The sequence below is a fragment of the Nocardia sp. NPDC052316 genome, from assembly GCF_044547795.1.
GTDB lineage: Bacteria > Actinomycetota > Actinomycetes > Mycobacteriales > Mycobacteriaceae > Nocardia.
Genome location: NZ_JBIUBB010000007.1, coordinates 298,429 through 314,046 on the forward strand (window position 1 = coordinate 298,429; position 15,618 = coordinate 314,046).

The 15,618-nt window shown below is 66.7% G+C and carries 16 protein-coding genes; 5 read left to right on the plus strand and 11 right to left on the minus strand.

The window, feature by feature from the left end; genetic code table 11:
* Nucleotides 1-41: 41 nt before the first annotated feature.
* Nucleotides 42-2,351, minus strand: coding sequence for a PfaD family polyunsaturated fatty acid/polyketide biosynthesis protein (locus tag ACIHA7_RS32885; protein ID WP_397294988.1), 2,310 nt, complete (start codon nt 2,349-2,351; stop codon nt 42-44).
* On the minus strand, nt 2,302-3,105 hold the full coding sequence (locus ACIHA7_RS32890) for a Crp/Fnr family transcriptional regulator (RefSeq protein ID WP_397294989.1): 804 nt from the start codon (nt 3,103-3,105) through the stop codon (nt 2,302-2,304). The genes ACIHA7_RS32885 and ACIHA7_RS32890 overlap by 50 nt, the downstream gene beginning before the upstream one ends.
* Nucleotides 3,106-3,734: 629 nt before the next feature.
* On the opposite strand from ACIHA7_RS32890, the gene rfbC reads away from it, so the two are divergent.
* Entirely contained in the window at nt 3,735-4,301 is a 567-nt protein-coding gene (gene rfbC, locus ACIHA7_RS32895) for a dTDP-4-dehydrorhamnose 3,5-epimerase (protein ID WP_397295541.1), read from the plus strand.
* A 175-nt stretch (nt 4,302-4,476) separates the two neighbouring features.
* Here the strand turns inward: rfbC and ACIHA7_RS32900 are convergent, their stop codons facing one another.
* Nucleotides 4,477-5,562: an NAD-dependent epimerase/dehydratase family protein gene (locus ACIHA7_RS32900; protein WP_397294991.1), complete on the minus strand. Its 1,086-nt coding sequence runs from the start codon at nt 5,560-5,562 to the stop codon at nt 4,477-4,479.
* 115 nt (nt 5,563-5,677) lie between these two features.
* Nucleotides 5,678-6,349 (minus strand): helix-turn-helix transcriptional regulator, encoded by a 672-nt coding sequence (locus ACIHA7_RS32905; protein WP_397294993.1) that lies wholly within the window; start codon nt 6,347-6,349, stop codon nt 5,678-5,680.
* A 92-nt stretch (nt 6,350-6,441) separates the two neighbouring features.
* On the opposite strand from ACIHA7_RS32905, the gene ACIHA7_RS32910 reads away from it, so the two are divergent.
* A complete protein-coding gene (locus ACIHA7_RS32910; RefSeq protein ID WP_397294995.1) occupies nt 6,442-6,915 on the plus strand; it encodes a hypothetical protein in 474 nt (157 codons plus the stop codon).
* A 114-nt stretch (nt 6,916-7,029) separates the two neighbouring features.
* On the plus strand, nt 7,030-7,626 hold the full coding sequence (gene folE / locus ACIHA7_RS32915) for a GTP cyclohydrolase I FolE (protein ID WP_397294997.1): 597 nt from the start codon (nt 7,030-7,032) through the stop codon (nt 7,624-7,626).
* On the opposite strand, the gene ACIHA7_RS32920 is transcribed toward folE, so the two are convergent.
* The gene (locus ACIHA7_RS32920) at nt 7,627-8,256 is read right to left on the minus strand and encodes a TetR/AcrR family transcriptional regulator (RefSeq protein WP_397294998.1); all 630 of its coding nucleotides are present in this window, start codon (nt 8,254-8,256) and stop codon (nt 7,627-7,629) included. It lies immediately after the preceding gene.
* Between the two features lie 157 nt (nt 8,257-8,413).
* Between ACIHA7_RS32920 and abc-f the strand changes: the two genes are divergently transcribed.
* Nucleotides 8,414-10,021, plus strand: a complete 1,608-nt coding sequence (gene abc-f / locus ACIHA7_RS32925) for a ribosomal protection-like ABC-F family protein (RefSeq protein ID WP_397295542.1) — start codon at nt 8,414-8,416, stop codon at nt 10,019-10,021.
* A gap of 64 nt (nt 10,022-10,085) precedes the next feature.
* Nucleotides 10,086-10,727 carry a CatB-related O-acetyltransferase gene (locus ACIHA7_RS32930; RefSeq protein ID WP_397295544.1) on the plus strand — a complete coding sequence of 214 codons (642 nt, stop codon included), beginning with the start codon at nt 10,086-10,088 and terminating at the stop codon, nt 10,725-10,727.
* On the opposite strand, the gene ACIHA7_RS32935 is transcribed toward ACIHA7_RS32930, so the two are convergent.
* The 6 genes from ACIHA7_RS32935 to ACIHA7_RS32960 all read right to left on the minus strand — a co-directional run bounded on the left by ACIHA7_RS32935 (nt 10,672) and on the right by ACIHA7_RS32960 (nt 15,323).
* On the minus strand, nt 10,672-11,460 hold the full coding sequence (locus ACIHA7_RS32935; protein ID WP_397294999.1) for a class I SAM-dependent methyltransferase: 789 nt from the start codon (nt 11,458-11,460) through the stop codon (nt 10,672-10,674). The two genes, ACIHA7_RS32930 and ACIHA7_RS32935, sit on opposite strands and share 56 nt — an antisense overlap.
* Before the next feature lie 71 nt (nt 11,461-11,531).
* Entirely contained in the window at nt 11,532-12,098 is a 567-nt protein-coding gene (locus ACIHA7_RS32940; protein ID WP_397295000.1) for a GNAT family N-acetyltransferase, read from the minus strand.
* 52 nt (nt 12,099-12,150) lie between these two features.
* A complete protein-coding gene (locus ACIHA7_RS32945) occupies nt 12,151-12,564 on the minus strand; it encodes a Rieske (2Fe-2S) protein (protein ID WP_397295002.1) in 414 nt (137 codons plus the stop codon).
* A complete protein-coding gene (locus ACIHA7_RS32950) occupies nt 12,561-13,745 on the minus strand; it encodes a ZIP family metal transporter (protein WP_397295004.1) in 1,185 nt (394 codons plus the stop codon). Before ACIHA7_RS32950 ends, ACIHA7_RS32945 begins: the two co-directional genes overlap by 4 nt.
* 2 nt (nt 13,746-13,747) lie before the next feature.
* Nucleotides 13,748-14,800 (minus strand): multicopper oxidase domain-containing protein, encoded by a 1,053-nt coding sequence (locus ACIHA7_RS32955; protein WP_397295006.1) that lies wholly within the window; start codon nt 14,798-14,800, stop codon nt 13,748-13,750.
* 145 nt (nt 14,801-14,945) lie between these two features.
* On the minus strand, nt 14,946-15,323 hold the full coding sequence (locus ACIHA7_RS32960; RefSeq protein WP_397295008.1) for a hypothetical protein: 378 nt from the start codon (nt 15,321-15,323) through the stop codon (nt 14,946-14,948).
* Nucleotides 15,324-15,618: the final 295 nt, after the last annotated feature.

A 15,618-nucleotide genomic window follows, 5' to 3' on the forward strand; every position in this document is an offset into this window, starting at 1 on the left:
GCTGAAGCGTCTCCCGGATTGCCCGCCGGGGCTGCTCAAAGTTATCCAATCGGATCGGGCACTCGATCGAGATCGGACCGAGCGTTTCCCGTGGTACGGCCGTCGCGGCTGTCGGCTCGGACCGCCGCCAACAATGCATCCGCGATCGTGTCGACGTGTCGGTTTCGCCAATCCTGCAGTGCGGATCCTTGCGCCCATTCGTTGAAGGCGCCGAGCGCGGGCCCGCAATGGATCTGAAAGTCCGAGGCGAGCGCGGCGTCGCCCTCGATGGCAGCGACAGTGGTGTGCGCCAGGTACGTCTTGAAAACCGCCGCCATCTGCTGCCGCTGATCCTGCTCGAGCAACCTCAGCCGGTCGGCCCGATTCTGCAGAAGGTAGCGGGACCGCACCTTCTCCAGGACATTGTCGTAACTGTCCTTCAGGATCCGTCGTTCGATGCTGGACCGGGTGGGCGGATCGACATCGTCCCAGCGCCCGTGCTCGCGGTATACCCGTTGTAATCGGTTGGCCCGCGCGGCGAAGAGCGTACCTTTGCGAACCACCTGCACCTGCCCGTCGACCTCGAACAGGTCGGCGGCCGGTGCCAGCGCCATGTCGTGCACGCCGAGGGTCGCCAGCAGGTCCTTGACCGAGTCCGAGGTACCGGCCTGCGGGGTGCACTGGTTTATCGAGCCGGTGAGCACGAACTCGGCGCCGAGGGTCAATACCGCGGCGATAGCCGACGGCGTGCCGAGCCCGCCCGCGGCACCGATGCGCACCTGCCTGCTCGCCGGGGACGACGATCCGATGTGGGTACGCAGGCCGACGATGCTGGGTATCAGAATCAGTGCGCTGCCCCGATCGGTGTGCCCGCCGGAATCGGACTCGACACAGATATCGGAGGCGACCGGCACCACTTCGGCGACCCGCGCTTCGGCAACGGTCAGCAGGCCTTTCGCCCGAAGATCGTCGACGATCTCCCTTGGCGGCGGCAACAGAAACTTCCGTGCCACCTCACCGCGCGACACCTTGGCGATTATTCGGTTCGGTACGTGGGGCGTTCCCGCGGTCATGCGACTACCGGAGTATCGGTACTGGACGAGCGGGGCGGACAGCGTGGTGTAGGCGGACGCTTCCACAACCGTCACCTTGGCACGCAGAGCCGCGTCGACGACCCACTGCTCTGCCTGCGCACGCTCGGGTTGACTGAGTATGTTGAGCCCGTAGGGCAGGCCGGCGCAGGTGCGGGCGAGCCGCGAGACGGCGCTGTCGATCTCCGTCCTGGAGATTCCCCCGCTGCCGAAGAACGCCAGATAACCCGACTTGGCCATTCTCTCGACCAGCTCCACCGACGAGATCGCTCGGTACATCGAGCCGGCCACATAAGCGTGGCGAACACGGTAGGCGGCACAGAAGTTTCCCGCTGCGGCAGGCGCGTCGACCACGATCGGCGAGCCGTTCGACCGGGGTCGGTCCTCGCCCGGGTTCGCAGCCCAGAGTTTGCGCAGTACTCCCCCTGGCCCGACCTCCTCGATCTCGGTAACGCCGCGCCGCCGCAGCGCCTGCATGCAGTCGCTCCAGCGCACCGGTTCGCGAACCTGCCGTGCCAAGAGTCGAGCGGCATCCTGTGGCGTGTACTCGAGTGCCGTGACATTGCTCAGCACCGCGACTGCTCCGGGCTCGAACACGATGTCGGAGAGGAACGCACCGAGCGAATCGGCGGCTTCCGCCATATACCGCGAATGGAAAGCGGCACCGACCTTCAGCGGAATCAAGATGCCGCCGGCCGCGCGAACGGCGTCTTTCAGCAGCGCGAGGTCGGACACGGGTCCGGACAGGACGGTCTCGGTGCCGGAGTTCCAGTTGGCGACGTCTATCGTCGTCAACCCGCTGGCCTCGAGCACTGCGAGGAGCGCGGGCCTTTCGATCCGCACCGCGGCAGCCATGCCGCCGTCGCGGACTGCGTGCATCAACCGGCCACGCGTCGCGACCAATCGCAGACCTTGCTCGAAGTCGAGGAAGCCCGCCACCACGAGGGCGCTGATCTCGCCGAGACTGTGCCCTGCCATCACCGCAGGCAAGTCCTGGGTCTCCTGGAGGGCCCGCGCATGCAAGTAGTTGACCGTATACAGCGTCGGCTGTAGATGATCGGTCCGATCCAGGTGACCGTTTCGGCCCGCGCACGCCTCGGCGATATCGAAGTCGAGGACCGAATCGCACACGCGCCGTACGTCGGTGAATCGTGCCAGCAGGTCGATTCCCATTCCGGCGACCTGCGCTCCCTGGCCGGGAAAGAGCCAGGCGCGGTGGGCGTTTCCGCGCTCAACCCTGGACAAAGCGTCGCAATACTTCCATGTGCAGGACGAGCCCATCAGTGGATTTGGAGACCATGCCCATCTCGTGGAACCGATTGATGAAGTATCCGATCCGCGAGCGGGTGGTGCCAACCATCTGGCCGAGTTCCTCATGGGTCAGCGAACATCGCAGGCGCGTGGCGGCATCGTGGGTGATTCCCCAATTGGTGCCCAACTGCACGAGCGTTGCCGCCAGCCGTCGCTCGCTGTCCAGCGTCACGAACGAGATGATCGTGCGCTGCCTTTCGCTCATCAACTCGATCATGTGCCTGCGCCACTGCGCACCGAACAGCGGAGTGGCCAGGAAGCGTTCGAAGTCGGCGCGCGGCACGACGTTGAACTGCACCTCGGTCTTCGTCACGATGTCCTCGCTGCGAGAACCCTTGGCATCCTTGGCCACTCCGAGGACCGAGCCCGGTCCTTCGATGCCGAGGACGCAGAGCTTGCCCTGCGGTGAGGTACTGAGTGTTTTCGCCCAGCCGATGCGGATCAGGCAGATCCAATCCGAGGTATCGCCGCGCCCGTAGATGCGGCTACCCGCGGGCACCCGGCGGACCGGGCCACGGATTCGGCCGGTACTTATTTGGTCGGCCAACGTAAGACCCAGCGAGAGATCATTGAGCTGAGAGCGATATTGTGCCTTGGGCAACGGCAGCTGTTGCCTGGCCAGCGGACTACGAGACAAATTGACGTTCAAGAGTTCCCCAGAAATGTGAACCGACGAGCGGCTTTCCGGACTATCCCCGGAGAAAGCTACCGTTGGATCGGGCAAATCACGGGAACGAAAATATCCGACTCTATGCAGTTCGACTGCATCAAAAAATTACTATTGCGCTACGCGCTGAAAGGCGCTTATTCGATCGTCTGCACCTGAGACTGTGAATTCATCCTCAGATTCCCTCCCGCGAACAACTAGACGTTCCCGCATTGAAACTATCAATCTTCGCTTCCCTCGTCAATACCGGAGAGAAGGAGGGATATCCTCTCCAACTCACCGAAACACGAAGGGCCGCAACGACGCTTACCCAGCAAGACACCGCGGCGTTGCCTCGCTCCGGCCGTACCCCCGCGACCGTCGGATTCCCTCCTGTCGCATCACCGAGGCGAGGACGACACCCAACGAGCATTGGTACTTCGGTCATCGTCAGGCGCCGATCGATCGTTTCAGAATGACGCTCGCTCATCGTCGCGTGTGGCGTTCTGCCGCTGACAGACCCGAAAACTGGGTGCTGGACTCCAAACGCGCGCAGGCGCAGTCTGATCGAGACTGCCGCGCCCGGACCCTGCACGCCGTCACCGCGTGGCCACGGAACCGTCGTGCCCGACGGCGCCCGCTGGCGCCCGCTGGCGCCCGCTGGCGCCCGCTGGCGCACGAAGGGTGCCGTCGGGCACGATGACGTGGTGCGTATCGAGCCGACCGATCTCGCCGACGTCCTGGTTCTCACCCCGGAACCGTTCCGCGACGATCGAGGCCTGTTCACCCGGACCTTCGACGCCGTCGAATTCGACGCCTATCTAGGCGCCCCCGGGACGGCGGCGACGTTCGTGCAAGACTCCCAATCCCGTTCGGTCCGTGGCGTGATCCGTGGCATGCACGGACGATCCGGGCCGGGCGAGGCGAAGCTGGTGCGGTGTGCGCACGGCGCCGTACACGATGTGCTGATCGATATCCGGCCGCAGTCGCCGACTTTCGGACATCGACAGGCTTTCCTGTTGGACGACAACGACTTTCGGCACCTGTACGTACCGCCCGGCTTCCTGCACGGATTCCAAGCGCTCACCGATGTCTCCGACGTGTGCTATCGAATCGACCGGCCGCATGATCCGGCGCAGGACATCGGCGTGGCCTACAGCGACCCCGACCTTGCTATCGACTGGCCACAACCGGTGACGGTGGTCTCGGCCCGTGACGCCGCGGCGGGCAGCTGGCGCGAGTTGCTCGCCACGCTGCCGCGGGTCGAGCACTGACGCGACAGTCCGCTCGACGACGCTCCATCGCGGCCGTCGCCCACCACCACGGCTTCCGCGATCAGGTCGTGCACGTCGTCGTCCAACGCGGGCAGCGGGACGGTCAACTCGAAGCGGGAAGTCGGGTGCGTACGCCAGCCGCACTATTACACAAAACCGGGGGAATGGGCCTCCATCAAGTACGGTGTGAGTTCGCCGCGGAGCGGTCCACTGGGTCGGAACCGCCTACGCCGGAGGTGAATTCGTTGATACGCAGCGGACCGCCGGCGTGCCGTGCCAGCGGCGGAGTGTCGATCTCCGCCGACGTGCGGATGCCCTCCAGCAGCTCCTGCACCGCGTCCAGTGAGCTGTGGCGCGGCTGCCATTCGAGTTCGGTGTGTGCTCGGGTGGTGTCCAGAACCGGTATTCGCAGGAACGCGTCGAGGAGCTGGGGTGATACCGGGAGCAGTCGGAGGTGCCAGGCGGCGGCGAGCCCGGAGCGCAGTAGGCGGGTGGGGATGCGCACCCGGCGCGCGCCGAGGAGTTCGCTCAGGCGGGCGGTGTCGAGCACTGGTTCGGCGGCGATATTGAAGGGGCCGGCCACCTTTCGAGTGACGGAGAGCCGGAACGCTTCGCCTGCGTCCGCGGTGTGCACGGCTTGGAACAGCAGTTCCGGGATATCGGGCAGTAGCGGGATCAGGTCCGGGCGCACCAACCGGTTGGGCAGCAGCGGGCCTGCGAACAGGCGTCGCTGCGCGCTCGCGGAACCGCGCTGGAAGATGAACGCGGGGCGCAGCCGGACTACCCGGCACTGCGGGTGCCGCTGTTCGAAAGTGTCCAGCAGGCGCTCGACGTAAGCTTTTTCGCGCGTATACCCGGCCAACGGCCAGCCATTGGTCGGCCAGCTCTCGGTGACCGGGCGTTCGTCGCGCCGCGGGGAGTAGGCGCCCACCGATGAGGCATACACCAATGCCGGAACCTGTTCGGCGGCAACGGCTTCCAGCACTCGGGAACTGCCGATCGCGTTGGCCTCCCAGGTTGCCGTCGGCTGGTGCGTCGGCTGGAACAACCACGCCAGATGGACCACGGCGTCCGCACCGCGGAACAGGGCCGCCAGATCGTCGGTCCGCACGTCGGCCGCGGCCCATTGCGTCTTGGCTACCGCACGGTCCGCCTTACGTCGCGCGAGTCCGAGAATCGACGTCACCTGCGGATCCGCGGCCAGTGCGTCGACCACTCCGGTTCCGACATTTCCGGTGGCACCCGTTACGACGACACGCATGTGAACTCCTCGTCCCGAGAACATCCTCCGCTCGCGGCATACCCGCATCCGCGCTCAGAACACCTCGACGCGCGGAAGTCCGGCATCGGTCGTCGTCGGGTCCGGGCGAAGAGCGTTACCGCGCGCCGGCCGGGTGCACGACCACGCAACAGCGATCCGGATGCGGCGCCAATTCCGCGCACGCGTCGGGCTGGTTACTGCCGGCGATCGCGCCCTCGATCAACCGCAAGTTCAGCCCGCACACCAACTCCCGATGGTCCTGGGCAACCAGATGAAAAGGGCAGTTACGCAGGTTGATATCCCCGTCGTCGACGTGGGGCAAGTACCCACAACTCCGCAACGCCGCCAGCAGATCACCACCGCTGGCCGCGGCCGCCCGCCGACCCTCGGCGAGCGCGGCCTCGTGCACCGCCGCCCGCACGGCACCACTGTCGTCCTGCTCGACCGACGAAACCATCAGCCGGGCCAGCAGCTCGTAGTCGCGCGGTGGCGCGCTGAACGCAATTTCCTTCGTGGCCCGCGCATAGAACTTCGCGGGCCGCCCCGCGCCGGGCCCGCCGCGACCGGCCGGGCGCTGGTAACTGACCGTCACCAACTCGGCCTCAGCCAGCTTGTCCAGGTGATACGCCGCCAGTGTCCGGCCGATCCCCGCGGCAGCGGCGGCCTGTTCGCGCGAGACGGGGGCGTCGCTCTCGATCACATGCTCGTACAGCTTGCGCCGCACCGGGTCGTCGAGGTTGCTGAGCGCCGCCAGCACCGCTGGAACGCCAGAACGCGGAGTGGGCATGCCCAACTCTAACACCAATCAGTGTTGACAAATGAGCGGCGAGGGCAGACTCTAAAAACACATCTCATTATTCTTACAGAAGGGTTTCCGTGATGAACGCTTCGACCTCGCTCCCCTCCCGCAACCTCGGCGAAGCTGTGCGCCGCGCACGCAGCGAACCCGCGTACGGCGCGTTTCTGCTGCTGCGGATCGGTTTCACCGTGCTGCCGATCGTCTTCGGCCTCGACAAGTTCACCAACGTGCTCACCACCTGGGAGAACTACCTGGCGCCGTGGCTCGTCGACCTCGTTCCGTTCAGCGCGCAGCAGACGATGTGGATCGTCGGGGTGATCGAGATCGTCGCGGGCCTGGCGGTCGCGGTCAAACCGCGCTACGCCGCCTTCGTCGTCGCCGCATGGCTCGCCGGCATCATGCTCAACTTGCTGAGCTACCCGGGCTTCTACGACGTGGCATTGCGTGACTTCGGGCTGCTGCTCGCCGCACTCACCTTGGGCCGGTTGGCCTTCGTCTACGACCCGGCCTGGCATCGGCGCACCGTACCCGCCGGCAAACTCAGCGCCGCCTAGCCGGATCTCGCTGCGCCGCTTCATCTTCGGGCGCAGGCAATCAACGTCCACCTGGCAATGCCACCCTGGCTTCGCCAGGTGGACCCCACCCAGTTTTCCGCGGAAGGAACCATCATGGGCTCGCACGCGACACTGCGCGTTCTCCACCAGGCACCGGGCCGGGACATGGCGGCGGCCGAAAACGCGGCGGCCGCCTTTCTGACGGCTCTCGGGATCGAGCTCGACTCCGAAAGCCTGCGCGACACGCCCCGCCGCATGGCGCACGGCTACGCCGAGTTGTTCACGCCCCGCGCCTTCGATCTGACCACCTTCCCCAACGACGAGAACTACGACGAACTCATCCTGGTCCGCAACGTCGCGCTGCGATCGGTGTGCGAGCACCATCTGCTGCCGTTCGTCGGCACCGCGCACATCGGCTATCTGCCCGGCGAGCGCATCATCGGGCTGTCCAAACTCGCCAGGGTGGCCGAGCATTTCGCCTGCCGACCCCAGTTACAGGAACGGCTGACCAAACAGATCGCCGATTGGCTCGCCGAACACTTACGACCCCGCGGAATCGGCGTGGTCATCCAGGCCGAACACAGCTGCATGACCTTGCGTGGGGTGCAGTCGATCGGGTCGGCGACTGTGACCTCCACGCTGCTCGGCACACTTCGCGCAGACCCGCGTTCCCGTCAGGAGTTCTTCGCGCTCACCGGCGTCAACCCCTGATCAGTCGGTACCCGCCGCGCGCGGCGCGGTGAAAGCACCTGCCGCCGCGGCGAGCGCTGCGCTCACGGCCGCGCGGTCGGGCAGGTGCGGATCGGGCGGCGTGCGCAGCAGCACCAGCTGGTGGTAGAGCGGTGCGGTAGCGGCGATCAGCAGGGCACGCGCGTCGACCTCGGGCGCGAGTTCGCCGCGCCGCACCGCGCGCTGAATGATGATCTCGGACTGCGCGTATCGGTCCTCCCACAACCGCCGCAGCGCGCGAGCGGCTTCCTCGGAGCGGAACGACACCGCGATCAGCGCCACCGCGATCGAGGACTCCTCGCACAGCGAATCCTGGATCTCCTGGTTGAGCGCCGCCAAATCCCCACGCAGCGAACCGGTGTCGCGCGGCTCCCACGGCTGCTGGGTCGCCGCGTCGAAGACATCGGCGAGCAGCCCGCCGACATCGCGCCAGCGGCGATACACCGTCGCACGGTGCACACCCGAGCGGGCGGCGACAGCATCGATGCTCAACGCGTCGTACCCATGTTCGGTCAGCTCCGCGCTGACCGCTTCGAGCACTTGGTCACGGATGCGGGCGGTCCGCCCACCCGGGCGACGGGCCGGCTCGGCCGGCGATGGTGCGGAATTCATGGTCGGCAGTCCGATTGCTTGACGGGATGGCGACCCCACGATACCTTAGTGCGACAGTCGTCGTATTAAGTGAGGGTGCCGATGTTCTTCCGAAGCGTTTCTCCGGCCCTGCGGTCCCCGGTGACCGCGTCGTCCTCGAATGCTTCGGAGCGTGCATATGCCAACCCAGATCACCGCGCGAGCGGTCAGCAAATCCTTCAACGGCACAACGGTTCTCGATGAGGTGACGTGTGCGCTCGCCGCGGGCGAGCGCACCGGGATCATCGGCGAGAACGGATCCGGCAAGACCACCCTGCTTCGTCTGTTCGCCGGGCAAGAGCAGCCCGATCACGGCGAGATCGTCGTGCACGCCGAAGGCGGCATCGGCTACCTCGCCCAGGAAGAGCAGCTGCCACCGCACGCGACCGTGCAGGAGGTCATCGATCGTGCACTGACCGAGCTCCGCGCACTCGAACAACGGATGCGCAGGCTCGAGGTCGCGATGGCCGACGGCGACGAGTCCGGGATTGCCGAATATGGCGAGCTGACAACAGTTTTCGAGCTGCGCGGCGGCTACGACGCCGACGCCAGGGTGGAACGCGCCCTGCACGGCCTGGGCTTGAGCCTGGTCGACCGCGACCGCACGGTCGGCGAGCTGTCCGGCGGCGAGCAGGTCCGGCTGCGCCTGGCCGCGATCCTCGCCGCCGGTACCGAGGTACTGCTGCTGGACGAGCCGACCAACCATCTCGACGGCGACGCGCTGACCTGGCTCGAAGATCACCTGCGGACACGCCGCGGCACCACGGTCATGGTCTCGCACGACCGTGCCTTCCTCGAGCGGGTCGCGACCAGCCTGCTCGAGGTCGACGCGGACCGGCGGCGAGTCATCCGCTACGGCAACGGCTACGCGGGATTCCTGGCCGAGAAGGCGGCGGCGCGGCAGCGGTGGGTCCAGTCGTATACCCAATGGCAGACCGACACCGACCGGCTCCGTGAACTCGCCGCAACCACCGCCCGCGACGTCGCACCGGGCCGGGCCATGAAGGACAACAACAAGATGGCCTACGACCGGGCCGGTGGGCGGGTGCAGCAGTCGCTGGCCAGCCGGGTTCGCAATGCCGAGGAACGACTGCGCCGCCTGCTCGCCGACCCCGTTCCGCCACCACCACAACCGCTTCGGTTCGCGCCAACCCTGCGAGCCGGTGGTGCGCGCGGCACCGTGCTGGATGCCACCGATATCGCGGTCCATGGCAGGCTCGACCGGACCGGGCTCACGGTCACCGCGGGCGACCGGCTGCTGATCACCGGCCCGAACGGCGCGGGCAAGTCCACGCTGTTGCGGGTGCTGGCCGGTCGGCTCGCGCCGGACACCGGCACGATCGTTCGCCACGGCAAGGTCGGCTACCTCGCGCAGGAGCCGCCGCCCGCCGAGCCAGGGCAAACGTTGCTGGCCGCCTTCGCCCGCGGCCGCACCGGCGACCCCGACTCACACGCCGAACAATTGCTGTCCCTCGGCCTATTCGACCGTGCCCGCCTGCGGACGCGCGTCGAGAATCTGTCCACCGGGCAGCGGCAGCGTCTCGCCTTGGCGCGACTGGTCACCGAGTCCGTCGATGTGCTGCTGCTCGACGAGCCGACCAACCACCTGTCACCGGGCCTGATCGAAGAGCTGGAAACCGCGCTGGCCGAATACCGTGGCGCCCTGGTGATCGTCAGCCACGACCGCCGCCTACGCGCCCGCTGGCGCGGTGCTCATCTCGAACTGCGCGCGACGGCATCCGTCTGATCGCCGACACCACCCACCCCCGAAGGAGTTTCGCGTGCCCGACCGCCCCCGCCCCGCAGACCCGATGGTGTTGCACCCCATGCCCGGCCAGCCGCGCGTGGTGCTGCTGAAGCCGCTGGTCACCTCGCCGCTGATCGAGGTCGGCGAGTTCTCCTACTACGACGACCCGGACGATCCAACAGCCTTCGAAACCCGAAACGTGCTCTACCACTACGGACCCGAGAAACTGATCATCGGAAAGTTCTGCGCCATCGGCACCGGCGTGCGCTTCATCATGAACGGCGCCAATCACCGCATGGACGGCCCCTCCACCTTCCCCTTCCCCACCATGGGCGGGTCGTGGTCCAACCACTTCGACCTGCTCACCGGCCTACCGAGTCGAGGCGACACCGTCGTCGGCAACGACGTCTGGTTCGGCAACGGCGCGACCGTCATGCCCGGCGTGCGAATCGGCCACGGCGCCATCATCAGTACCGGCTCTGTGGTCGTCGGCGACGTACCCGACTACGGCATCGTCGGCGGCAACCCCGCCCGCCTCATTCGCAGCCGATACAGCGACGCGGACATCGCCCGGCTGCTGGCGGTGGCGTGGTGGGACTGGCCCCTCGACCGCCTCACCGAACACGTGCCGACCATCATGTCCGGCAGCATCACCGAGCTGGAAGCCGCCGGACGCGCAGTACACCGGTCGACATCGGGAGGGTGAACTCGCCACTGGAGGTCTCCGGCCTGCTCGCGAGAAAAGCGCGGATGCGGCCGAGTGTGGCCTGTCGTTCCTCGTCCGGCATCACCAGCACGCCCGCGCGGGTTCCGAGTGTCGCGACGAGGGAGTCGGCCGTGCGACGCTGCCCGTGTGCGAACTCGCTTTGCTCCGGGGAGCCGAACCGGGGGTTCAGGGCGGCTGCGGGCAGGTACAACCGCTTCGTCGCGGCCCGCCAACTGCTGAACGTGTCGCGCGGACCGACGGCCGCACTCCCGCCGACCCGCGCGAGGCCGGCAACCCAGTCGACCCGATCGTCCATGACGTTCCACAATCCGGCGAGGATGCCCCCGGGCGCGAGAACTCTGGCTATCTCGGGCCCCGCGACAGCCATATCGAACCAATGCAGGGCATTGCCCGCCAGTACGATATCGACCGACCCATCCGGCAGCGGTATCTCCTCGGCGCTGCCGGGTAGGGCGCGAACGGCAGGCAGTACGCGGCGCAGCTCGGCCAGCATCGCCGGATCCGGCTCGACCGCAACAACATCGGCACTCAGCGCGACCAGCGTGCCGGTCAGCTTCCCGGTCCCCGCGCCGAGATCAAGCACCCGCGGTCCCGGCGCATCTTCCATCGCCCAGCGCACCGCGGCAGTCGCGTAGTCCGGCCGGTGCTCGGCGTAGGCGGGCGCCGCCGTACCGAACGACGAGGAATGCCGCAGCCGCACATGGTCTTCCATGCAGTCACCCTAGTCGCCCACCGAACGATCGCGCAGGCCGCAACGAATGCTCGCACCAGGCCGGAAGATACCTAGCTCAGGCCGCTGCGTTCCCACTCCGAACTGGTGATCTCGTAGCGAACCTCCCCGTGCTCGAAGCCTTCGATCAGGGGTAGCTCCGGGTGGTACGTCTTCACATGGGTCATGCCGAGCTTCTCCATGACATGCCGCGAACCGCGGTTGACGAACATTGTTTCGGCCCAGACCATGCGCACGCCGAGTTCGCTGAACGCCTTGCGTAACAACGCCGTCGATCCCTCGGTCGCGAATCCTTTGCCCCAGGCCGTCTTACGGAATCGATAGCCGAGTTCGACCTCGTCGAGCGGGCCGTCGGCCGCGGGGCGCAGGATGAACCAGCCGATGAACTCGCCGTCGGTCTTCGCGTGCGCGGCAATCGTGCCGTAGGTGTTGTTCCACTTCTCGTATTGGCCCAGTATCCGGGGAATCGTTTCCCTGCGGATCCGCTCCGGCGGCGTCGGCACGCCACCGGAGAGGTAGCGCATCACGTCGGGATCGCTGTCGAGCTCGATGAGCAGCTCAGCGTCGTGCTCGGTGAAGTGGCGCAGCATCAGTCGGTCGGTCTCGAGGTAGACAGCCATACGCGATGCTCACATGCGGCGGATCGAACGATCCAATGATTTTCCGACCCTGCTACCTGACCACGATCTCCGCAGCCTCGATGACAAACGTGCGCGGGGACAACGGCTTGCGGGCCGGGCCGCGCACCGCCGATCCATCGCTGATGCTGAATCCGCTACCGTGACAGGCGCATTCGATGGCGCCGTCGCGGACGCGGGCGACCAGGCAGCCCTGGTGCGGGCAGGTGGCCGAGAAGGCTCGGATATCACCGGCGGCCGGCTGGGTGACGACGAGGTCCTGGTGCGGATAGATCCGTCCGCCACCGACGGGGACCTCGGCCAGCGGTATCCGAGCCGGTGCGGGCTCCGCGTCACCGCGGCCGCAGCCCGCCGCGGTTGCCGCAACGGCTACCGCGGCACCGACGAGCACACTGCGCCTGGTGCAGCCGACACAGGATGGCGGGCGGGAATCCGATGCGTCGATCATGCGGTTACCAGCAACCCGGTCGCATACATCACCAGCAGCCCGATCGCGACACCACCGAGCGTCGACACCGCGACCCCACCCTTCCCGTCCGGTTCCCGCAGGCTCGGCACGATCTGCACGATCACCTGGACGATCGCGCCGACCCCGACCCCGAGCAACAGCGCGGACAGCTCCGCGTTGTTGACCGTCGCGCCGAGCACGGCACCGACGATGGCCGGTGCCCCCGCCACCAGACCGAGTCCGAGCAGGGTCAGCAGCGGCGGTCGCCGCTCGGTCAACGGTGCGACAACGGCGAGCCCTTCGGTGGTGTTCTGGATGGCGAAGCCGATCACCAGAAACGTCCCGAGCGCCAATTCCCCTACGGCATAGGCAGATCCGATGGCCAGCCCTTCACCGAGATTGTGCAGTCCGATTCCGACGGCGATCATCAGCGCCAATCGCACGCCACCGGCCCCCTGCACCGCGGCCGACTGCCTGCGGCTGCGCAGCCACTGATCCACCGCGGTCAGGCCGAGGAAAGCCAATACCGCACCGAGCACGACCAACGCGGTACCACCGAACGCGCCACCCGATCGACCCGCCAGCTCGAAGCCCTCGCTGGTTCCCTCCCACGCCAGAAAGGCGAGCAGCCCCACCGTCACGGCGAGCAGTACCCGCACGACCCGGCCACCGGCGGCCCGCAGCACCGGCAGGAACAGCATGCCGAGCACGACCGGAATGATGCCGACATAGGTCCCGAGCAGGGCCATCAAGCCGAAGAACGACGCAGTGGTGGCGGGTGTCTCGACCGCGGCGGGGATGTCGTGCTCGATGACCAGCCCGGTCGAGGTGAGCATCGACACCAAGTAGGGCTGACCGTCCTGCCACGGATAGTCCAGCCGCACCCGCGCCGAGTCCAAGCGCCCGATCGGCTCGTCCGGACCGGTGAAGTCGACGTAGGCGTCGTTGACGAAGATCTGCGCCACGGCGACCGGGTCGGGTCCGATGTTGCGCACCGTCAATTCGATAGCACCCGGCTCGAGCCTGGTCTGCTCGACCGCGATCTCCTCCACCGGCGGCCCGGTACGCTCCGGCAGGCTGCGCCCGCCGAGCACGGCCAAGCCGACCAACGCGATCGCCAGCAACGCGACGGAGACCAAGCCGAGCAGCCACGGCCTGCGGGTGCGCTCGATGTCCACCATGGCTACTCCGTCACCTCGAACATGCCCATCCAGCCGAGTTCGGCGAACTCGGTCTTGTGCGCGTGGAACATGTACTGGCCCAGGTGCGGAAACCGCAGCTCACAAATGCCGCGCTGGCCTTGCCCCTGCACGATGGTGTCGGTGAACTCCGATGGCTCCAAACGTGTTCCGGTCGGGAAGTAGTCGAAGAAGTTGCCGTGGATGTGGAAGCTGTTGATCGGGTCGTACTCGAGCACGTTCACCAGGTAGATGCGGACCAGCGCATTGCGTTTCACTCGGATCGGCTCGTGCATGTAGTGGAACGGAATCCCGTTCACCGCGTAGAGCTGATTGCCTTCGCCGTCGAAGGTCGTGTTGTAACCGTGCTGCACCATGACCATCTCGTCGGCGGCCGGGCGCGGCTGCGGCGGGTCGACGATGAACGTGCCGTACATGCCGCGGGCGATGTGCTCGGCCAGCGGCCCGACGTGGCAGTGGAACAGGTGCAGCCCGAACGGAGTGGCGTCGAACTCGTAGGTGAAGCTCTCCCCCGGGTTGATGATGCCGCGGCCGAGGCCGGGGATGCCGTCCATGTCGGCCGGGTGGATGCCGTGGAAGTGCAGTGTGTGCGGATGTTTCGAGCCATTGGTGAAATTGACCCGCAGCAGGTCGCCTTCCCGGCAGCGCAGGGTCGGTCCCGGAATCCGCGAATTGAGCGTCCACGCCGGAAAACTCACCCCCGGCGCGATCTCGATGTCCTCGTCGCTGGCGTACACATCCCATTCCCGCAGCGTGCGACCGTCCGGGCGGGTGGTGACCCGGCCGTAGTCGAAGTCGCGCAGGATGGCCGACGGATCGAATCCGTTCGCCTCGTGGTCGACGACGCTGCCCTTGCGAAATGTCGGTCCGGAAGCTCCCCCGCCGTGCTGATCCGCACCGTGCTGGTGCACCGGCCGGTCGCGCTCCCGCGCCCGAGCCGGTGCCGTGTCCAGGACCCCACCGGCCCCTAGAGCCACCCCGACCGCACCGGCTGCGGCCCCGCCGGCCAGGAATCGACGCCGAGTCGGAATGTCCATTCAGGTGTGCCTTACTTCGTGGATCGATGGAACGGTAGGTAAAGTTTGGGCTACCGAACTCTAAAATTCAACCCATCGAACCATGCAGCTCGAATCGACACCCCGCCGACATCGAAGCGAGCGGGAACCACCAGCTCAACCGGTGTTAAATGCTCCGCATCCCGCCGAAGAACCCGACGATCCGGCGAATCCGCCCCTCCGGCGAGACCTCGACGAAGTCCACACCGTCCGGCAACGCCGTGCCGTCGGCCTGCACCAGCCGCCAGCCGAACCGAGCCATTCCATGGTGCGCGTCGATCTGGCTGACCCGCAGCACCCGCATCCCCGGCTGCTGCGCGAACACCCCGTCGATATGTGCCGCCAACTCCTCGACACCGGCCACGTGCACGGTCGGGTCGGTATACGTCGCCCCCGCCGCCAACGCCGCGCCGAGAAATTCCCGCCGCCGCGCCGGATCGGGGTCGCTCCATCCCAGACAATACGTATCGATCAGCGCATCGAGCGGACCGTCGACTTCAGCCATTCCGTCTTCCTCACCTGCTATTCGACAATGTCACCCAGTCTGCCTCAACCGGTGTATTCGAGTGGCCGGGACGCTACGGCGACATCCGACAACCGGGGAGTCACTGGGGACACATCGGTGCGAATCGCGGGTCGACGCCAGTTTCCTTGAGGCACTGGCGATCCCGACCAGAAGTCAATGAAAGTTGCACTTCCCTCGACACTCGTCCCCTTGCTCGGCTCGCCGTGCGCGACCTATCGTCATTGTCACATTCGAACTCGAAATGCCTTCGCCGACAAGGTGTTTGGTAGCCGAA